Annotated in this window: 18 protein-coding genes; 13 read left to right on the top strand and 5 right to left on the bottom strand. The window is 59.9% G+C overall.

From position 1 onward, the window contains the following. Nucleotides 1-61: 61 nt before the first annotated feature. The 10 genes from hpxU (at nt 62) to katG (ending at nt 9772) form a co-directional block, all read left to right on the top strand. Entirely contained in the window at nt 62-901 is an 840-nt protein-coding gene (gene hpxU / locus AC6I79_RS15065) for a MurR/RpiR family transcriptional regulator HpxU (protein ID WP_021507298.1), read from the top strand. A gap of 194 nt (nt 902-1095) precedes the next feature. After that, nucleotides 1096-1881, top strand: a complete 786-nt coding sequence (locus tag AC6I79_RS15060; protein ID WP_031279673.1) for a transporter substrate-binding domain-containing protein — start codon at nt 1096-1098, stop codon at nt 1879-1881. Between the two features lie 12 nt (nt 1882-1893). Beyond that, on the top strand, nt 1894-2562 hold the full coding sequence (locus AC6I79_RS15055; protein WP_498027360.1) for an amino acid ABC transporter permease: 669 nt from the start codon (nt 1894-1896) through the stop codon (nt 2560-2562). Continuing rightward, entirely contained in the window at nt 2559-3215 is a 657-nt protein-coding gene (locus tag AC6I79_RS15050) for an amino acid ABC transporter permease (protein WP_159377490.1), read from the top strand. The genes AC6I79_RS15055 and AC6I79_RS15050 overlap by 4 nt, the downstream gene beginning before the upstream one ends. Beyond that, on the top strand, nt 3196-3927 hold the full coding sequence (locus AC6I79_RS15045) for an amino acid ABC transporter ATP-binding protein (RefSeq protein WP_159377489.1): 732 nt from the start codon (nt 3196-3198) through the stop codon (nt 3925-3927). Before AC6I79_RS15050 ends, AC6I79_RS15045 begins: the two co-directional genes overlap by 20 nt. A gap of 21 nt (nt 3928-3948) precedes the next feature. Beyond that, nucleotides 3949-5184 carry a pyridoxal-phosphate-dependent aminotransferase family protein gene (locus tag AC6I79_RS15040; protein ID WP_058781166.1) on the top strand — a complete coding sequence of 412 codons (1236 nt, stop codon included), beginning with the start codon at nt 3949-3951 and terminating at the stop codon, nt 5182-5184. Continuing rightward, a complete protein-coding gene (hpxK, locus tag AC6I79_RS15035; protein WP_058781167.1) occupies nt 5181-6440 on the top strand; it encodes an allantoate amidohydrolase in 1260 nt (419 codons plus the stop codon). The genes AC6I79_RS15040 and hpxK overlap by 4 nt, the downstream gene beginning before the upstream one ends. A 12-nt stretch (nt 6441-6452) precedes the next feature. Next, nucleotides 6453-6947 carry a 2-oxo-4-hydroxy-4-carboxy-5-ureidoimidazoline decarboxylase gene (gene uraD, locus AC6I79_RS15030; RefSeq protein ID WP_159377487.1) on the top strand — a complete coding sequence of 165 codons (495 nt, stop codon included), beginning with the start codon at nt 6453-6455 and terminating at the stop codon, nt 6945-6947. Beyond that, nucleotides 6944-7279, top strand: coding sequence for a hydroxyisourate hydrolase (gene uraH, locus AC6I79_RS15025; RefSeq protein ID WP_021507290.1), 336 nt, complete (start codon nt 6944-6946; stop codon nt 7277-7279). The genes uraD and uraH overlap by 4 nt, the downstream gene beginning before the upstream one ends. Before the next feature lie 294 nt (nt 7280-7573). Then, nucleotides 7574-9772, top strand: coding sequence for a catalase/peroxidase HPI (gene katG / locus AC6I79_RS15020; protein WP_058776020.1), 2199 nt, complete (start codon nt 7574-7576; stop codon nt 9770-9772). A gap of 41 nt (nt 9773-9813) precedes the next feature. Here katG and AC6I79_RS15015 read toward each other — a convergent pair whose 3' ends face one another. The 4 genes from AC6I79_RS15015 to fadE form a co-directional block, all read right to left on the bottom strand. Further along, on the bottom strand, nt 9814-10254 hold the full coding sequence (locus AC6I79_RS15015; RefSeq protein WP_236569448.1) for a helix-turn-helix domain-containing protein: 441 nt from the start codon (nt 10252-10254) through the stop codon (nt 9814-9816). Between the two features lie 118 nt (nt 10255-10372). Beyond that, nucleotides 10373-11143 carry an amidohydrolase gene (locus AC6I79_RS15010; RefSeq protein WP_059010998.1) on the bottom strand — a complete coding sequence of 257 codons (771 nt, stop codon included), beginning with the start codon at nt 11141-11143 and terminating at the stop codon, nt 10373-10375. After that, a complete protein-coding gene (locus tag AC6I79_RS15005) occupies nt 11131-12291 on the bottom strand; it encodes a pyridoxal phosphate-dependent aminotransferase (RefSeq protein WP_031279670.1) in 1161 nt (386 codons plus the stop codon). Before AC6I79_RS15005 ends, AC6I79_RS15010 begins: the two co-directional genes overlap by 13 nt. A 184-nt stretch (nt 12292-12475) precedes the next feature. Continuing rightward, on the bottom strand, nt 12476-14926 hold the full coding sequence (fadE, locus tag AC6I79_RS15000) for an acyl-CoA dehydrogenase FadE (protein WP_159377485.1): 2451 nt from the start codon (nt 14924-14926) through the stop codon (nt 12476-12478). Between the two features lie 229 nt (nt 14927-15155). On the opposite strand from fadE, the gene lpcA reads away from it, so the two are divergent. Continuing rightward, nucleotides 15156-15734: a D-sedoheptulose 7-phosphate isomerase gene (lpcA, locus tag AC6I79_RS14995; RefSeq protein WP_039333170.1), complete on the top strand. Its 579-nt coding sequence runs from the start codon at nt 15156-15158 to the stop codon at nt 15732-15734. Between the two features lie 48 nt (nt 15735-15782). After that, the gene (locus tag AC6I79_RS14990) at nt 15783-16550 is read left to right on the top strand and encodes a class II glutamine amidotransferase (RefSeq protein WP_021507283.1); all 768 of its coding nucleotides are present in this window, start codon (nt 15783-15785) and stop codon (nt 16548-16550) included. On the opposite strand, the gene dpaA is transcribed toward AC6I79_RS14990, so the two are convergent. Next, on the bottom strand, nt 16521-17264 hold the full coding sequence (gene dpaA / locus AC6I79_RS14985; protein WP_021507282.1) for a peptidoglycan meso-diaminopimelic acid protein amidase: 744 nt from the start codon (nt 17262-17264) through the stop codon (nt 16521-16523). The genes AC6I79_RS14990 and dpaA overlap by 30 nt on opposite strands. Before the next feature lie 244 nt (nt 17265-17508). On the opposite strand from dpaA, the gene dinB reads away from it, so the two are divergent. After that, nucleotides 17509-18564, top strand: a complete 1056-nt coding sequence (dinB, locus tag AC6I79_RS14980; protein WP_058758014.1) for a DNA polymerase IV — start codon at nt 17509-17511, stop codon at nt 18562-18564. The last annotated feature ends 62 nt before the right edge of the window (nt 18565-18626 follow it).

The raw sequence follows: 18626 nt of genomic DNA, 5'->3' as shown, positions 1-18626 counted from the left end.
TTACGCCAGCCTGGATCGATTTATGCTAGCTTGTGATGAAACGAAAGTTACAGGACCGATGATGAAACAGCTCGATGAACGCCTTCGCAGTCACTATCCGCAACTGTCGCCGCAGGAGCAGCGCATTGCTGACTTTGTGTTTGACCATTTTGATGATCTGATTAGCTATAACAGCGCTGAGCTGGCGCGGCTCAGCGGCGTATCAAAGGCCACGGTGAGTCGGCTGTTCAAACGCCTCGGCTATGAAAAATACAAAGACATGCGTGATGAGCTGCGCACCCTGCGCCAGAGCGGAATGCCGCTGACCGATAACCGCGACGCGGTGCAGGGCAACACGCTGCTGTCGCGCCATTACAAGCAGGAGATGGCGAACCTGACGCAGTGGGTCAACAGCATTGACGCCCGGCAGTTTAGCGAGGTGATTGCTGCGCTGGGCGCTGCACGGCGGGTGTTCATCATTGGGATGCGCAACGCTTATCCGGTGGCGCTGCACCTGCGTCAGCAGCTGTTGCAGGCGCGAGCCCAGGTGCAGGTGTTGCCGCAGCCAGGCCAGACGCTGGGCGAAGAGCTGGTGGACATGACGCCAGAAGATGTGGTGGTGGTGATGGCGTTTCGCCGCCGGCCACGCATCATCCGTCCACTGATGCAGCAGCTGCAGCAGAGCGGCATCCCGGTGCTGGTGCTGTGCGAACCGCAGGCGCAGGGTATTCTCACCCTGGCGCGCTGGCAGCTGTGCGCACCGCTCGACAGCGTTTCCGCCTTTGACAGCTACGCCTCGGCAATGAGCCTGATCAACCTGCTGGCCAACGCGCTACTCCACGAAATGCTGTCGCAAGGGCGTCAGCGCATTCATCAGATTGCCGATCTTTACCAGCAGCTTGACGAGCTGGAACACCGCTAAAGGGCACCGTTTTGGTGCTTTGCACCTTTTTTGATCGCGTATGCTAACGGGGTGATCCCCGTTATGATGCGCCCTTAACCGCCTTAAATCCTCCGCTTAGCCGCTGCGTTTGCTGCCCGTTGTGGTTGGCACATTAGTTGCAAATCAATTTATCAAGAATCTTTTGTTTCACCATTAACTCACCGGGGTGCATAATGAACAAAGTATTACTGGCAGTAGCAGGGGCAGCATTGCTGCTGGCGCAGGCAGGCAGCGCCATGGCCGATCAGCTGCAGGATATCCAAAAGCGTGGCGTGATTCGCGTGGCGGTGCCGCAGGACTTCCCGCCGTTTGGCTCGGTCGGTACCGATCTGCAGCCGCAGGGCTATGACATCGACATGGCGAAATACCTCGCGAAGCAGATGAAACTGAAGTTGCAGCTGGTGCCGGTGACCAGCGCCAACCGCGTACCGTATCTGCAGACCGACAAGGTCGACCTGGTGATCTCCAGCATGGGCAAAAACGCCGAGCGCGAAAAAGTGATCGACTTCAGCCGCGCCTACGCACCGTTCTTCCTCGGCGTGTTCGGCCCGAAAGGCGAGACGCTGAAAGATGCGGCGGCGCTGAGCGGTAAATCGATTGGCGTGACGCGCGGTGCGGTAGAGGACATGGTGCTGAGCGATGTCGCCCCGAAAGATGCTCAGGTGAAGCGCTACGAAGATAACAACACTACGCTGTCCGCCTATCTCTCCGGTCAGGTGCAGTATGTCGCCACCGGAAACCTGGTGGTCGCGGCGATTGCGCGGCAGAACGCGGAAAAAGCCCCGGTGCCGCAGTTTATGCTGAAAGATTCACCGTGCTTTATCGGCCTGAAAAAGAATGAGCCAGCGCTGAAAGAGAAAGTGAACGCACTGATTGAGCAGGGTATTAAAGACGGCACGCTGAACAAGCTGTCGGAAGAGTGGCTGAAAGCGCCGCTGCCTGCCAACCTCGGCGCATAACAGGAACGGCCAATGATTGGGCAACTTAACTTTGCAGATCTCTGGCCGCACTGGCCAGAGCTGCTGGCCGGACTGTGGGTCACGGTGCAGCTTACGGTGCTGGCGACGGTGGGCGGTGTCGGACTGGGTATTCTCGGCGCGGCGCTGCGCAGCGGCAAACTGGGCTGGGCCAGCCGCCTGTGGGGCATCTACGTCGAGTTGATTCGCAACACGCCGTTTGTGGTACAGCTGTTTTTTATCGTGTTTGGTCTGCCTAATCTCGGGCTGAAACTGACGGCCGGTGAAGCGGCGCTGCTGGCGATGCTGATTAACCTTGGCGCCTATAGCACTGAAATCATCCGTGCCGGTATCCAGGTCACGCCGCGCGGGCAGTGGGAAGCGGGGCGCGTGCTCGGGTTGAGCCGCACGCAAACCTTCATCCGCGTGGTGCTGCCGCCCTCGCTGCAGCGCATTTATCCGGCGCTGGTCAGCCAGTGCATCATTGTGATGCTCGGCTCGTCGGTGGTGTCGCAGGTCTCGTACGAAGAGCTGACGTTTGCCGCCAACCTGATCCAGTCGCGCACCTTTTTGAGTTTTGAAGTTTATCTGGTGACCACGCTGATCTATCTGGCGTTGTCGATTGCCATGCGTCAGCTGCTGCTGGCGCTGGGTCGCAAATGGTTTGGAGCGCAGCCGGCATGACGATGTTTACTGACTGGGACATCCTGCGCAACCTGCTGCTGGCGGCGCGCTGGACGATTTTGCTGTCGCTGGTGGCCTTTTTCGGCGGCACGCTGGTAACACTGCCGCTGCTGTTTCTGCGTCTGCTGCAGCGGCGCTGGCTCACCCGCCTGATTCGCTGTTATACCGAGCTGTTTCAGGGCACGCCACTGCTGATGCAGCTGTTTCTCGCCTTCTTCGGCGTCGGCCTGTTCGGCATCGACGTCGCGCCCTGGACCGCGGCGTCGCTGGCACTGACGCTGTATACCAGCGCGTTTTTACTGGATATCTGGTACGGCAGCATTCGCGCGCTGCCAAAAGGGCAGTGGGAAGCGTCGCGCTGCCTCGGCCTGAACTTTGGCCAGACGCTGTATCGCGTGGTGGCACCGCAGGCGATCCGCATCGCCATCGCGCCGACCGTTGGCTTTGCCGTGCAGGTGATCAAGGGCACCGCGCTGGCGTCGATTATCGGCTTTGTCGAGCTGACCAAAGCCGGCACCATTCTCAACAATGTGACGTATCAGCCCTTCAAGGTGTTTGGCCTGGTGGCGCTCGGTTACTTCCTGATGTGTTATCCGCTGTCGCGTTACAGCCAGTACCTGGAGAAAAAATTCAATGCCGCTCATAACCATTAATCAGGTCCAGAAGTACTACGGTGATAACCACGTACTGAAAGGGGTCGATCTGGATATCGACAACGGCGAAGTGATCTCCATCATTGGCCGCAGCGGATCTGGCAAAAGTACCCTGCTGCGCTGCATGAACGGGCTGGAAGGTTATCAGGAAGGCAGCATTAAACTGGGCGGCATGACGATTACCGATCGTGAATCGCAGGCGCGTGAAATCAGCCGCTCGGTAGGCATGGTGTTTCAGAACTTTAACCTGTTTCCGCACATGACCGCGCTGGAAAACGTGATGCTGGCACCGCGCCGCGTGCTGAAAAAGAGCGAGGCGGAGTGCCGCATGCTGGCTACGCAGATGCTGGAAAAAGTCGGGCTCGGCGAACGCCTCCATTACTACCCGGCCAACCTGTCGGGCGGTCAGCAGCAGCGCGTGGCGATTGCCCGCGCGCTGGCGATGCAGCCAAAAGTTTTACTCTGTGACGAAATCACCTCGGCGCTCGATCCGGAGCTGGTGGGTGAAGTACTGAAAGTGCTGGAGCAGCTGGCCGCCGAAGGCATGACGCTGATTCTCGTCACCCATGAAATGAACTTCGCCCGCGACGTGGGCGACCGCGTGGTGTTTATGCATCAGGGACGCGTGTGGGAGCAGGGCGACAGCAAAACGCTGTTTGCAAATCCACAAACCGCCGAGCTGAAGCAGTTTATTTCCACCGTGCGTCTGTAACCGAACAATAAGGAACCCCTCATGGATATCAGCCAGTTCTCGCAAATCAATCCGCCACAGCGTCTGCTGATGGGACCGGGCCCGATCAACGCCGACCCGCGCGTGCTGCGCGCCATGTCGAGCCAGCTGCTTGGGCAGTACGATCCGGCGATGACGCACTATATGAACGAGGTGATGGCGCTGTATCGTGGCGTATTCCGCACTGAAAACCGCTGGACCCTGCTGATTGATGGCACCTCACGCGCCGGTATCGAAGCCATCCTGCTGTCGGCGATTCGTCCGGGCGATAAAGTGCTGGTGCCGGTGTTCGGCCGCTTCGGCCATCTGCTGTGCGAAATCGCCCGTCGCTGCCGCGCGGAAGTCCATACCATCGAGGTGCCGTGGGGCGAGGTATTTACCCCGGATCAGATCGAAGATGCGATCAAAAAAGTCAAACCGCGCCTGCTGCTGACGGTGCAGGGCGATACCTCGACTACTATGCTGCAACCGCTGGAGCAGCTCGGTGCGATTTGTCGCCAGTACGGCGTGCTGTTGTACACCGATGCCACCGCATCGCTGGGCGGCAACCCGCTGGAAACCGATGCCTGGGGGCTGGATGCGGTCTCTGCCGGCATGCAAAAGTGCCTCGGCGGTCCGTCCGGTACCTCGCCGATCACCCTCAGCCCGCAAATGGAAGCGGTGATCCGCCAGCGTAAGTGCGTTGAGCAGGGCATCCGTACCGACGCACATCAGGATGGCGTCGACGAGATGATTTACTCCAACTACTTCGATCTCGGCATGATCATGGATTACTGGGGACCGGAGCGGCTCAACCATCATACCGAAGCCACCTCGGCGCTGTTTGGCGCACGCGAATGTGCCCGTCTGATCCTGCAGGAAGGGCTGGATAACGGCATCGCGCGTCACAAGCTGCACGGTGATGCGCTGCTGAAAGGCATTCAGGGCATGGGGCTGGAAACCTTTGGCGATCTCAGACACAAGATGAATAACGTGCTTGGCGTGGTGATCCCGCAGGGCATCAACGGCGACCAGGTACGCAAATTGATGCTGGACGATTTCGGCATTGAGATTGGCACCTCGTTCGGTCCGCTGCACGGCAAAGTGTGGCGCATCGGCACCATGGGCTACAACGCGCGCAAAGATTGCGTGATGCTAACGCTGAGCGCGCTGGAGTCCGTGCTGAATCACGTCGGTTTCCGCACCACTCAGGGTGCGGCGCTGCAGGCTGCCTGGGACCACTACGGGAGCCACGCATGAGTCATAGCCTGATGAGCGCCAGTGAGGCGCAGTCAGCGGCGGCGCGGGTGATGGCGCGCTGTGACGCGCTGGCAGCAATCAGTGAAAGCGAAGAGGGACTGACCCGTGTCTATCTGTCGCCGGAGCAGGTGCGCGCCAACGCGCGCGTTGCTGAGTGGATGCAGGCGGCAGGTATGCACACCTGGCAGGATGCGGTCGGCAATATCTGCGGTCGCTATGAAGCGGCGGAGCCGGGCGCACCGGCGCTGCTGCTCGGCTCGCACCTTGATACCGTGCGCAACGCCGGACGCTACGACGGTATGCTGGGCGTGCTCAGCGCCATCGAAACCGTGCAGTGGCTGCACGACCATCAGCAGCGCCTGCCGCTGGCGATTGAAATTGTCGGCTTCGGCGATGAAGAGGGCACGCGCTTTGGCATCACGCTGCTTGGCAGCCGCGGCCTCACCGGCAGCTGGCCGGAGAGCTGGGTGTCACATCCGGACGGTAACGGTATTACGGTGGCGCAGGCGATGCAGGACCTCGGCCTGGACGCGGCGCTGATCCCGCAGGCGGCACGTGAGGTGAGCGACATTGTGGCTTATCTCGAACTGCACATTGAGCAGGGACCGTGCCTGGAACAGGACGATCTGGCGCTTGGTGTGGTGACGGCGATTAACGGCGCGCGCCGTCTTAACTGCCGCTTTGTCGGGGAGGCCGGTCATGCCGGCACGGTGCCGATGACGCACCGCAAAGACGCGCTGGCAGCAGCGGCAGAGTGGATGGTGTTTGTGGAACAGGCCACGCAGGATCAGGATGCGCAGCTGGTGGCTACAGTGGGCACGCTGAGCTGTCTGCCGGGCGCCGTTAACGTTATCCCCGGCGAAGTGCAACTGTCGCTCGACGTGCGCGGACCGCAGGATGAACCGCTGGAGCGTCTGCTCTCCAGCCTGCTGACCCAGGCGGAAGCCATCGCGCTGCGGCGCGGGCTCAGCTTCAGCGCTAACGAGTACTATCGCATCGCGGCCACCGCCTGTGATACGCGGCTGCAGCAGGCGCTAAGCCATGCGGTAGAAACCGTACAGGGGCGCAGTCTGGCGCTGCCGAGCGGAGCCGGTCACGACGCGATCGCGATGGCTGAGCGCTGGCCGGTGGGCATGCTGTTTGTGCGCAACCATCGCGGTATCAGCCATCATCCGGCGGAATCGGTGCAGGTGGCCGATGTGGCGCTCGGCGTGCAGGCCTATCTGCAGGCGGTGTGCGATCTGGCGCGCAGCTAAAGGAGCCGCGAAATGGATCTGAACGATTTTAATCAGGCAAGCACCGCGCAGGCGCAGGCGGCGATTGCCCACTGCGTAGCGATTCCCGCCTGGCAGCAGGCGCTGGTGGCGGCACGGCCGTTCGCCAGCCTGACGGCGCTGTACACCACGGCGCAACAGCTGGCGCAGGCGTGGCAGGGCGACGCCTTGCAGCAGGCGCTGAGCGCCCATCCACGCATCGGCGAAAAAGCGCAAGGCGCGGGTAAAGAGGCCGCGCTGTCGCAGCAGGAACAGGCGGCGATGCAGCAGGCTAACGGCGCGCTGCAGCTGGCGATGCTGGCCGGTAATGAGCGCTATGAGCAGCGCTTCGGCTGGGTGTTTCTGATTCGCGCCAAAGGGCGCAGCGGTGAACAGATGCTGGCGGAATTGCAGCGCAGGCTCAACAATGATGAAGAGACTGAGCAGCAGGAAGCGCTGGCGCAGCTGCGGGAAATTACCCTGTTACGGCTTAAGGAGAGCATTACATGAGCACCATCACCACCCATATTCTCGACACCGCGCTGGGCAAACCGGCGATTGGCGTCGCGATGTCGCTGGAGCAGAACAGCCCTGAGGGATGGCTGCCAGTGGCCGAGGGCGAAACCGACAGCGACGGGCGCATCAAAGATCTCACGCCTGAACCGCTGGCGCCGGGCCACTATCGCTTAACCGCGGAGATCGGTGACTATTTCGCCGCCGACGGGCGTGATGCGCTGTACGTCAGCGCGCAGATTGATTTTGTGATTGGCTCCGCCGGCAGCCATTATCACCTGCCGTTCCTCATTTCCCCGTGGTCGTGGTCGACCTACCGCGGGAGTTGATCCTGGTTGCCATAAATGGCGCAATGCTTGTCTGTTAAATTGTAAATTCGCTTAACAACGGTTGCGTTTTGGTAGCGGCGCAATTTATTGCGCGATGAATCGCGCCGCTACGAATCTTGTGCGACTTGCAGTACCGGCTTCATACCTTCTCAGGCCCGCTGAAATTCGTGCTCTCTATCACAAACCTCGCGCTTGAAAGCCAGTAACTATCAAAACCTTCGGTCCATCCAAATATATTCTGCAACACGGTGCGGTTATCTTAACCGGACAACGTGAAGCCAATGGAGCCGAGAAATGAGCACGCCCGAAAATAATGATAATGCAGCCGCCTCAGGAAAATGCCCCTTTCATCATGGAGCATCGGAAGAGAAAAGCGTTTTAGCGCGTGGCGCCGGAAGCGGGACCACCAACCGCGACTGGTGGCCAAACATGCTGCGCGTCGATCTGTTAAACCAGCATTCCAGCCGTTCTAACCCCCTCAGTGACAATTTCAACTACCGTGAAGAGTTCAGCAAGCTGGATTACGCCGCGCTGAAAGCCGACATTCGTGCGCTGCTGACCGATTCGCAATCCTGGTGGCCAGCCGACTGGGGCAGCTACATCGGCTTGTTTATCCGTATGGCATGGCACAGCGCCGGCACCTACCGCACCATCGACGGTCGCGGCGGCTCCGGACGTGGCCAGCAGCGCTTTGCGCCGCTCAACTCCTGGCCGGATAACGTCAGCCTCGACAAAGCGCGTCGTCTGCTGTGGCCGGTGAAACAGAAGTATGGCCAGAAAATCTCCTGGGCCGATCTCTACATTCTTGCCGGTAACGTGTCGCTGGAAAACGCCGGCTTCCGCACCTTTGGCTTTGGTGCCGGTCGTGAAGATGTCTGGGAACCGGACATGGACGTGGACTGGGGACATGAGACCGAATGGCTGGCACACCGCCATCCGGAAAGCCTGGCAAACGCGCCGCTGGGTGCGACGGAAATGGGCCTGATCTACGTGAACCCGGAAGGTCCGGAAGCCAGCGGCGATCCGCGCTCGGCGGCCCCGGCGATTCGCGCTACCTTTGGCAACATGGGCATGAACGATGAAGAGATCGTCGCGCTGATTGCCGGCGGTCACACGCTGGGTAAAACGCATGGTGCCGCTGCGGCCAGCCACGTGGGCGTCGATCCGGAAGCCTCGCCGCTGGAAGCGCAGGGTCTGGGCTGGCACAGCAGCTACGGCAGCGGTGCCGGTGCAGATGCCATTACTTCCGGTCTGGAAGTGGTATGGACGCAAACCCCAACGCAGTGGAGCAACTACTTCTTCGAGAACCTGTTCAAATATGAGTGGGTACAAACGCACAGCCCGGCGGGCGCGATTCAGTTCGAAGCGGTTGATGCCGAAGCGATTATCCCGGATCCGTTCGATCCAGAGAAAAAACGCAAGCCGACCATGCTGGTCACCGACCTGACGCTGCGTTTCGATCCGGAGTTCGGGAAGATTTCGCGTCGTTTCCTCAACGATCCGCAGGCGTTCAACGAAGCCTTCGCCCGTGCCTGGTTTAAACTGACGCACCGCGATATGGGACCAAAAGCGCGCTACCTCGGTCCGGAAGTGCCGAAGGAAGATCTGCTGTGGCAGGATCCGTTACCGCAGGCCACGCATCAGCCGACGCCGGATGACATCACCGATCTGAAAGCAAAAATTGCCGCTTCGGGTCTGAGCGTCAGCCAGCTGGTCTCTGCGGCCTGGGCGTCAGCTTCCACCTTCCGTGGCGGCGACAAGCGCGGCGGCGCGAACGGGGCCCGTCTGGCGCTGGCGCCACAGAACGGCTGGGCGGTCAACGCCAGCGTCACCCGTGATGTGCTGCCGGTGCTGCAAAAGATTCAGCAGGAGTCAGGTAAAGCGTCGCTGGCGGATGTGATTGTGCTGGCGGGCAGCGTCGGGATTGAGCAGGCGGCAGCAGCGGCAGGCGTCGCGGTGCAGGTGCCGTTCACGCCGGGCCGCGTGGATGCGCGTCAGGACCAGACGGATGTCGAGTCATTCAACGTATTGCAGCCGCTGGCCGATGGTTTCCGCAACTATCGCCGCGTGCAGGGCGGTTCTTCCACCGAAACCCTGCTGCTGGACAAAGCGCAACAGCTGACGCTGAGCGCGCCAGAGCTGACGGTACTGCTGGGTGGTCTGCGCGTGCTGGGCACCAACTTCGACGGCAGCGCGCACGGCGTGTTTACCGATCGCGTGGGCGTGCTGAGCAACGACTTCTTCATCAATCTGCTGGATATGCGCACCGCATGGCGCGCCACCGATGAGAGCGCTGAGCTGTTCGAAGGCCGCGATCGTCAGAGCGGAGAAGTGAAGTACAGCGCCACCCGCGCCGATCTGGTGTTTGGTTCTAACGCCATCCTGCGCGCGCTGGCGGAAGTTTACGCCAGCAGCGATGCGAAGCAGAAGTTCGTTAACGACTTCGTGGCCGCCTGGACCAAAGTGATGAACCTCGACCGGTTCGATCTGTAATCCCCTGAGCCGCAGCGTCATGCGCTGCGGCTTATTCCTGCTTATGCCTCACGAAATGCCTCAAACGGCAGATTAAAGCGTCGCGCCAGCGCCGCCTTATGCTTATCCGTTAATCTGCGCTCGCCTTTCAGAATGCGATTCACATACGAACGCTGACCGATTTCTGCCACGAAAGAGGATTGATTCAGACCGTGCTGGTCCATCAGCACCCGCAGCAGCGCCACGCCACCCGGCAGCGCCTGAGTGCGTGCATTAAACGCGGCAAATTCCGCTGCGGTTTCTTCATACTTCGCGACTTTAACGGCCAGCATCTCGATCAGCGGATGCCCCGGCTGATGCTCAACCAGGTATTCCACCAGTTCAAGCGCCTGTTCATAATCGGCTCTGGACTGACTTCCGCCCAGCAGCGGCACGGCTTTAATCAGATTGTTGGAGGCCTGAATCGCTTCGTTAAACACTTTCCCTGAGATAATGTGCATCATTCCCTCGAACTGTTCCAGGGTGGAAACATTGTAACGCACAACATAGAATGTTTCCACACGGGAAACAACAGGGCAGGAGGATATGTGGAAGCCGCATCGCAGGGATGCGGCTAAAAGATTACTTCAGCGTATATTCATCCGCGTCGCGCCAGGCCGGGAAGCGCTCGCGATAGTCCTGCAGCGCCTCCAGTGATAACTCGGCGTCGAGGCGCGCGCGGGCGAAGGGTTCAGCGGCCGCGAGGATCTCACCCTGCGGCGAGATAATCCGGCTGTCGCCGCTGTATTGATGCTGATTGCCGTCACTGCCGACGCGGTTACACCCGGCTACATAGGCCTGATTCTCAATGGCGCGCGCCAGCAGCAGCGCCTGCCAGTGCAGCGCGCGCGGTGCCGGCCAGTTGGCAACGTACAGCGCCAGATCGTAATCATTCTGGTTGCGCGAAAACACCGGGAAGCGCAGGTCGTAGCAAATCTGCGGCAGAATACGCCAGCCGCGCCAGTGGAACACCTCGCGCGTTTCACCGGGTACATAGTGCTGGTGCTCACTGGCCATGCGGAACAGGTGGCGTTTGTCGTACTGGTGCAGCGTGCCGTCGGGCTCCACCAGCAGGAAACGGTTTACCGCGCCCTGGTCGCTCTGAATCGCCGCGCTGCCGCCGACCAGGGCATTCAGGGCTTTGGCATGACCGTGCAGCCACGCTACCACCTGATCCTGCGGCAGCGAACTGGCCGCCGCCTCCATGGCGAAGCCGGTGGTAAACATCTCCGGCAGCAGGATGACATCGCGGCCCGTCAAGCCCTGCAGCACCTCATCGAAATGACGCAGGTTGGCTGCGCCATCCATCCAGCTCAGGGTTTCCTGCAATACGGTAAGTTTTAAAGCTGACATAAACGCTCCGCAGCGGCGTCGAGCGTCGCTTCCTGTTTAGCAAAGCACAGGCGAATGAGCTTGTGCGGGAAAGGGTCCGCGCAGAACACCGACAGCGGTATCGCCGCCACGCCCACTTCGCGGGTTAACCACTGGCAGAAACTGACATCATCCAAATCGGAAATGGCGCTGTAATCCACCAGCAGGAAATAGGTGCCGGCACAGGGCAGCACCTTAAACCGGCTGGCGGCCAGCGCCTGCGTCAGACGGTCACGCCGGGCGCGATAGAATGCCGGCAGCGCATCAATATGGTCCGGCTGCTGGCGCAGCATATCGGCAATCGCCAGCTGCGCCGGGGTATTCACTGAAAAGGTGAGATACTGATGCACTTTGCGAATTTCGGCGCTGATCGCCGCCGGAGCGATGCAGTAACCCACTTTCCAGCCGGTCATATGAAAGGTTTTGCCGAAGGATGAGACTGCGATGGCGCGCTGACGCAGGTCGGCATGTGCCAGCACGCTGGCATGGCCCTGCTCATCAAAACAGATGTGCTCATAGACTTCATCGCTGAGCACATAAATTTCCTGACCGGCGATCGCCTGCCACAGCGCGGCGTAGTCGCTGGCGTGCCACACGGTGGCGGACGGATTATGCGGCGTGTTGACGATCACCAGCCGGGTGCGCGCGCCGAGCAGGCTGCTGAAGGCCTGCCAGTCGACCTGAAAAGCGGGCGGCTGCAGCGCGATGCGTTTCAGCACGCCGCCAGCCAGCTGAACCGCCGGCGCATAGCTGTCGTAACTGGGATCGAAGCAGATCACCTCGTCGCCCGGCCGCACCAGCGCGGTGATCGCAGCATACAGCGCTTCGGTCGCGCCCGCCGTCACGGTGATGTCGCTGTTGATATCCGGCCGATGACCGTACATGTCTGCGGTTTTATCGGCGATCGCCTCGCGCAGCGGCAGGGTGCCAATCATCGGCGCGTACTGGTTGGCGCCTTCGCTGACGTGATGTGCCAGCCGCTGCTGCAAATAGCGCGGGCCGTCAAAATCGGGAAAGCCCTGTGACAGATTGATGGCGTTGTGCTGGGCGGCGAGGGCGCTCATTTGGGTAAAAATGGTGGTGCCGAGCGCCGGTAGTTTGCTCTCGGGGATCAGGTTGGGCTGCGTCATCATCGGGTGCCTTAAGCGCGAATGTCGTTGCGGAGTAACCTTGTGCTGCAGCCACTATAAACAGGATGTTAACACTTGGCAATCGAGACGCTTAGACGTCTAAACGTGGCTGGCACAGACGCTGAGTGCGCTTATCCGCTGCCGCAGGCCATAAAAAAAGCCTCCGGCTGGAGGCTTTTTACGATTACGCCGCTTCGCTGGGGCGGGCGCTCGGTTTGGGTTTGCTGTCCGGTTTGGCCACCGCCAGCGCCTCGGGCGCAAAATCATCCACGTTAATGGCCTTCAGCCGGCTGGCTTCGGCCCGCGTCAGCACCTTCGCTTCACTCTCGTCAATCCAGCCTTCTTTCAGCGCGCGCTGGGCCAGCGCATCCAGCCGGGTGAAGGAGAAGTGTTTTTTCTGCTGCTGACACAGACGATCGTGAATCACTTCCGCCGCCATCACATCCTGCAGCGCCTGCTCCAGCTGACCGGCCGGGTTGTGCTCACTCGGCGTCAGATACTGGCCGCGGCCCAGACGGGTGCGGGTTGCGGACGGCAGCTGCAGCATTTTGGCCAGCTTATGATCCAGCTTATCGGACGGTGCCGGGCAGTGTTTGCCGCCGGCGAAAATCACCAGCCGCAGCGCGCCCGCAACCAGGCGATTCGGGAAGTTGCGCAGCAGATCGTCCATCGCCACTTCCGCCTGATGCAGCGCATCCTGCACGCCCCAGTGCACCAGCGGCAGATCCACCTCGTTGCGGCCTTCATCGTCATAGCGTTTCAGCGTGGCGGATGCCAGATACATCTGACTCAGCACATCGCCGAGGCGTGCCGAAATACGTTCGCGACGTTTCAGGCTGCCGCCCAGCACCGCCATCGACACATCCGACAGCAGCGCAAGGTTGGCGCTCAGGCGATTCAGCTGCTGATAGTAGCGGCGGGTCGCGTCACGGGTTGGCGTAGCGCTGGTGCGGCCGCCGGTCAGGCCAAGCCACAGGCTGCGCACTTTATTGCTGCCGACGTGGCCGATATGGCTGAACAGCGCGCGGTCAAAGGCGACGAGATCGTTCTTCGCGGCGGCGTTCATCTCTTCCAGCACCCACGGGTGGCAGCGGATTGCGCCCTGGCCAAAGATAATCATGCTGCGCGTCAGGATGTTCGCGCCCTCAACGGTGATGGCGATCGGGGCGCCCTGATAGGCACGCGCCAGGAAGTTGTTCTCGCCAAGCATGATGCCTTTACCGCCGGCGATATCCATTGCATCAATGATGGCGCGCTGGCCGCGATGGGTGCAGTGGTATTTGACAATCGCTGACAGCACCGCCGGTTTTTCGCCCAGCATAATGCCGCTGGTGATCAGCGTCGCCGCCGCGTCCATCACGTAAGCGTTACCGGCGATGCGCGCCAGCGGCTCCTCAATCCCTTCCATTTTACCGATAGAGACTTTGAACTGGCGGCGAATGTGCGCGTAGGCACCGGTCGCCAGCGCCAGGCTTTTCAGGCTGCCGGTAGCGTTAGACGGCAGAGTAATGCCGCGTCCTACCGACAGGCACTCAACCAGCATGCGCCAGCCCTGACCGGCCATCGCCGGACCGCCGATGATGTAATCGATCGGCACAAAGATATCTTTGCCGCGCGTCGGCCCGTTCTGGAACGGCACGTTCAGCGGGAAGTGACGTCTGCCAATCTCAACGCCTGGCGTATGGGTCGGGATCAGCGCACAGGTAATACCCAGCTCTTCGGTTTCGCCCAGCAGATGATCGGGGTCGGAGAGCTTAAAGGCGAGGCCGAGCACGGTGGCAATCGGCGCCAGGGTAATGTAGCGCTTGTTCCAGGTCAGGCGCATGCCCAGCACCTGCTGGCCCTGCCAGTCGCCCATGCACACCACGCCGGTATCCGGAATGGCGCCGGCGTCGGAGCCCGCTTCCGGGCTGGTCAGCGCAAAGCAGGGGATTTCATCGCCGCGCGCGAGGCGTGGCAGGTAGTGATCTTTCTGCTCATCGGTACCGTAATGCTGCAGCAGTTCACCCGGACCCAGCGAGTTCGGCACGCCGACGGTGATCGCCAGGATCCCGGACACGCCTGCCAGTTTTTGCAGCACACGCGCCTGCGCGTAAGCGGAAAACTCCAGACCGCCGTACTCTTTTTTGATGATCATGGCAAAGAAGCGGTGCTGCTTGAGGTAAGCCCACAGCTCCGGCGGCAGATCGGCCATTTCATGGGTGATTTCGAAGTCGTTAGCCATGCGGCAGGCTTCTTCTACCGGGCCATCCAGAAACGCCTGTTCCTCTTCGGTCAGGCGCGGCTGCGGGTAGTTGTGCAGTTTCTGCCAGTCCGGTTTGCCGCGAAACAGATCGCCTTCCCACCAGGTGGTACCGGCGTCGATCGCCTCTTTTTCGGTGCGCGACATCGGCGGCATCACCTTCTGGAAGCTGTGCAGAGCCGGCTTAGAGAACATGCTGCGGCGCATCGCCGGCAGGTTGAAAGGCAGCAGAATAATGGCCAGCGGCAGCAGCAGCCACGGCGTCCACAGGCCGGTGGCGGCCAGTGCCGCGGTCCACAGCAGCACAATCGCACTGCTGAGCCGCAGTGAAACCTGATGGTAGAAGAGGGCGCTAATTAACACCAGCGTCGCGATGATCGAGGCAAGCAACATAATGAACCGCTCCGTAAGTTGTAAGAGGTCTGACCTGTTAGTGATAAGGTTTAGAGCAGCGCACGAAATTTATCAATCTGTTTACATCGCAATTACAACCGAACTCACAAAATCGCGCCGGCAATTGGACGCCAGCGCGGCGTCGCGCTTTTCCCTGCTGCGGGCGCTTTGCGGCTCTGGCCCATTCCGTTAAACTTGCTGGGTCAATTTTCCTCTAAAGGACATCCCTATGTATCAGGACATTATTCGCTCAGAACTCAATGAAGCCGCCGATACGCTCAATAAGTTCCTGAGTGATGAAGCCAACATTCACGCCATTCAGCGCGCAGCCGTGCTGCTGGCCGACAGCTTCAAAGCCGGTGGCAAAGTGCTCTCCTGCGGCAACGGCGGCTCGCACTGCGATGCCATGCACTTCGCTGAGGAGCTGACCGGGCGCTACCGCGAAAATCGTCCTGGCTATCCGGCCATCGCCATTTCGGATGTCAGCCATCTCTCCTGCGTCAGCAACGATTTTGGCTACGACTATGTGTTCTCCCGCTACATTGAGGCGGTCGGGCGCGAGGGCGATGTGCTGCTGGGGCTGTCTACTTCGGGTAACTCGGCCAACATCATCAAAGCCGTAGAAGCCGCGCGCGCCAAAGGCATGAAAGTGATTACCCTGACCGGCAAAGACGGTGGCAAAATGGCCGGTACGGCCGATATCGAAATTCGCGTGCCGCACTTCGGATATGCCGATCGCATTCAGGAGATTCACATCAAAGTGATCCACATCCTGATGCTGTTAGTCGAAAAAGAGATGGTTAAGTGATGACGTGCTCCTCCCGCGCCCGCGGGAGGTTCTGATAAGGCGGTTGCTATGTGCGAATTGCTCGGGATGAGCGCCAATGTCCCCACGGATATCTGTTTCAGTTTTACCGGTCTGGTGCAGCGTGGCGGTGCAACCGGGCCGCACAAAGATGGCTGGGGCATCACCTTTTACGAAGATAAAGGCTGCCGCACGTTTAAAGATCCGCTGCCGAGCTACAACTCGCCGATTGCCCGCCTGGTGCAGGAGTATCCGATCAAGTCGCACTCGGTGGTGGCGCATATTCGTCAGGCCAATCGCGGCCAGGTGTCACTGGAAAATACCCATCCGTTTACCCGCGAACTGTGGGGGCGCAACTGGACTTACGCGCATAACGGCCAGCTAAAGGGCTATCGCCAGCTGGAGACCGGGCATTTCCGTCCGGTAGGCGAAACCGACAGCGAAAAGGCGTTTTGCTGGATTCTGCATAAGCTGGCTGAGCGCTATCCGCGCACGCCGGGCAACTGGCCGGCGGTGTTTCGCTATGTGGCGGAACTGGCGACGGAGCTGCGCCAGAAGGGCGTGTTCAATATGCTGCTGTCTGACGGACGCTATCTGATGGCCTTCTGCTCAACCAATCTGTACTGGATTACGCGCCGCGCGCCGTTTGGCAAAGCGAAGCTGCTCGATCAGGATGTGGAGATTGACTTTCTGCAGCAGACCACGCCGAAAGACGTGGTGACGGTGATTGCGACGCAGCCGCTGACCGGTAATGAAACCTGGCACCGCATCGTGCCAGGTGAGTGGGCATTATTTTACCTGGGTGAGCGCCAGGAATGATTTCGACGCCGCTTCCGGCGTGGTCATGACCGGCGTGTTGTTCACCGCATACTGACCGGTTGCCGTCACGTTGACCGTTGGCGGCACGTGGTATTTGGCGAAGTAAGCATAGCCCGGCTGCAGTTCACGCCAGAAGCTGATGTAAGTCGAGTAACGATGACGCTGCATGTTGCTGTCGGTCATGCGGAACGGGAAGATGTTGACCTGCACATCCTGCTGACCGTTACGCAGCGCGGCGTTCACGTAAGTGAAGATCTCATCCATCGATGCGTTGGTCATGGCATAGCAGCCCACGGACACGCAATCGCCGTGAATCATCAGGTAGTTACCGTTATAGCCTTTGGCGCGATCGTACTGATTCGGGAATCCGGTATTGATGGCGCGATAAAAACGGCTGTCCGGCTTGAGCTGATTCATCTTCACGTTATAAAAGCCTTCCGGACTTTTAAAATCGCCCTGACGACGTTTCGGCCCGAGGCCGCCGGAGAAGTTACAGATGCGATAGCTGTCCAGCAGACGATATTCATTACCGATTTTGCCGTACAGTTCCAGCGTACGCTCTTCCTTGAAGATCTGAATAAATACTGGTGTACCCAGTAATTGTTTCTTTAACTCTTTGCTCACCGGAGCCAGCGGCTGCATTGGCTCAGGCGTCATTGCCCAGCTCAGGAGCGGCATAAGAATCATCGCAAACAATAATGCGATTCTGCCCATTCTGTGTGTACCTTGAAGTGAAGAGGAACGCTGACGCAGTGCGTCACTATATTGCATTATCGGAAATATCCGCTACCGCAGCGCAACATTATCATTGTCTGGCGTTTAATCAAGCCGGAGTCCGAGAAAATGGTGCAATCCTAAAGGGAATACGGCCACAAATTTGTAAACTTTAATCGCACGCGCCACAAATATTGCCGTTGTTTTTCTCTGCTGTATACTTATCCAGTATCCGGAGGGGCGTATGCGCAAAATCATTCATGTCGATATGGACTGCTTTTTCGCGGCAGTGGAAATGCGCGACGATCCTTCATTACGTGATATCCCGATTGCCATCGGCGGCAGCCGCGTGCAGCGCGGCGTAATCAGCACCGCCAACTATCCGGCGCGGAAATACGGCGTGCGCAGCGCGATGCCGACCGCCACGGCGCTGCGCCTCTGTCCCCATCTGAAACTGCTGCCCGGCCGCTTTGACGCCTATAAAGAAGCTTCGCAGCAGATTCGCGCCATCTTTACCCGCTATACGCCACTGATTGAGCCATTGTCGCTGGATGAAGCCTACCTGGATGTCACCGACAGTGAACACTGCCAGGGATCGGCCACGCTGATGGCGCAGGCGATTCGCGCCGATATCCTGCGCGAAACCGGCCTGACCGCGTCCGCCGGCATTGCGCCGATCAAGTTCCTCGCCAAAATCGCCTCAGACATGAACAAGCCAGACGGTCAGTATGTGATTACGCCGCAGGCGATGCCGGACTTTCTGCTGACGCTGCCGCTGAGCAAGATTCCCGGCGTCGGTAAAGTGGCCACCAAAAAGCTGGAAGAGATGGGACTGCGCACCTGCGCTGACGTACAACAGGCCGATCTGGCGCAGCTGCTGAAGCGCTTTGGAAAATTTGGCCGCGTGCTGTGGGAGCGCAGCAACGGCATCGACGATCGCGACGTGGTGGTGGAGCGCGAGCGCAAATCGCTGGGCGTCGAGCGTACGCTGGGCGAGGACATCCATCACTGGGAGCAGTGCCTGGAGATTATTGATTTTCTTTACGCCGAGCTCGATCGCCGTCTCAGCGCGATCCGCCCGGATAAGCAGATTGCACGTCAGGGCGTAAAGCTGAAATTCAACGATTTTCAGCTCACCACCCAGGAGCATGTCTGGCCGGTGCTGAATAAAGACGACATGATCGCCGTAGCGCGTCAGGCCTGGGACGAGCGCCGCGCCGGACGCGGTGTGCGGCTGGTGGGGCTGCACGTCACGCTGGTTAATCCGCAGCTGGAGCGCCAGCTGGTGCTGGGGTTGTAATGGCTGAGCTGCCGCTGGAAGAGCGCTACAGCGCGGTCGCCTGACGCGGCACCGTTACCGTA

It is taken from the genome of gamma proteobacterium symbiont of Scutellera amethystina (assembly GCF_059730845.1).
Note: the sequence above shows the minus strand (reverse complement) of the source record. Positions and strands in the feature narration are given on the sequence as shown.

What these genes read in the sequence shown, in the direction of transcription:
- AC6I79_RS15015 (WP_236569448.1), bottom strand. Translation starts at nt 10,254, where the DNA reads ATGATGCACATTATCTCAGGGAAAGTGTTTAACGAAGCGATTCAGGCC.
- AC6I79_RS15040 (WP_058781166.1), top strand. Translation starts at nt 3,949, where the DNA reads ATGGATATCAGCCAGTTCTCGCAAATCAATCCGCCACAGCGTCTGCTG.
- dpaA (WP_021507282.1), bottom strand. Translation starts at nt 17,264, where the DNA reads ATGGGCAGAATCGCATTATTGTTTGCGATGATTCTTATGCCGCTCCTG.
- hpxK (WP_058781167.1), top strand. Translation starts at nt 5,181, where the DNA reads ATGAGTCATAGCCTGATGAGCGCCAGTGAGGCGCAGTCAGCGGCGGCG.
- AC6I79_RS15060 (WP_031279673.1), top strand. Translation starts at nt 1,096, where the DNA reads ATGAACAAAGTATTACTGGCAGTAGCAGGGGCAGCATTGCTGCTGGCG.
- katG (WP_058776020.1), top strand. Translation starts at nt 7,574, where the DNA reads ATGAGCACGCCCGAAAATAATGATAATGCAGCCGCCTCAGGAAAATGC.
- hpxU (WP_021507298.1), top strand. Translation starts at nt 62, where the DNA reads ATGAAACAGCTCGATGAACGCCTTCGCAGTCACTATCCGCAACTGTCG.
- AC6I79_RS14990 (WP_021507283.1), top strand. Translation starts at nt 15,783, where the DNA reads ATGTGCGAATTGCTCGGGATGAGCGCCAATGTCCCCACGGATATCTGT.
- dinB (WP_058758014.1), top strand. Translation starts at nt 17,509, where the DNA reads ATGCGCAAAATCATTCATGTCGATATGGACTGCTTTTTCGCGGCAGTG.
- uraD (WP_159377487.1), top strand. Translation starts at nt 6,453, where the DNA reads ATGGATCTGAACGATTTTAATCAGGCAAGCACCGCGCAGGCGCAGGCG.
- AC6I79_RS15055 (WP_498027360.1), top strand. Translation starts at nt 1,894, where the DNA reads ATGATTGGGCAACTTAACTTTGCAGATCTCTGGCCGCACTGGCCAGAG.
- AC6I79_RS15050 (WP_159377490.1), top strand. Translation starts at nt 2,559, where the DNA reads ATGACGATGTTTACTGACTGGGACATCCTGCGCAACCTGCTGCTGGCG.
- uraH (WP_021507290.1), top strand. Translation starts at nt 6,944, where the DNA reads ATGAGCACCATCACCACCCATATTCTCGACACCGCGCTGGGCAAACCG.
- lpcA (WP_039333170.1), top strand. Translation starts at nt 15,156, where the DNA reads ATGTATCAGGACATTATTCGCTCAGAACTCAATGAAGCCGCCGATACG.
- AC6I79_RS15045 (WP_159377489.1), top strand. Translation starts at nt 3,196, where the DNA reads ATGCCGCTCATAACCATTAATCAGGTCCAGAAGTACTACGGTGATAAC.
- fadE (WP_159377485.1), bottom strand. Translation starts at nt 14,926, where the DNA reads ATGTTGCTTGCCTCGATCATCGCGACGCTGGTGTTAATTAGCGCCCTC.
- AC6I79_RS15005 (WP_031279670.1), bottom strand. Translation starts at nt 12,291, where the DNA reads ATGACGCAGCCCAACCTGATCCCCGAGAGCAAACTACCGGCGCTCGGC.
- AC6I79_RS15010 (WP_059010998.1), bottom strand. Translation starts at nt 11,143, where the DNA reads ATGTCAGCTTTAAAACTTACCGTATTGCAGGAAACCCTGAGCTGGATG.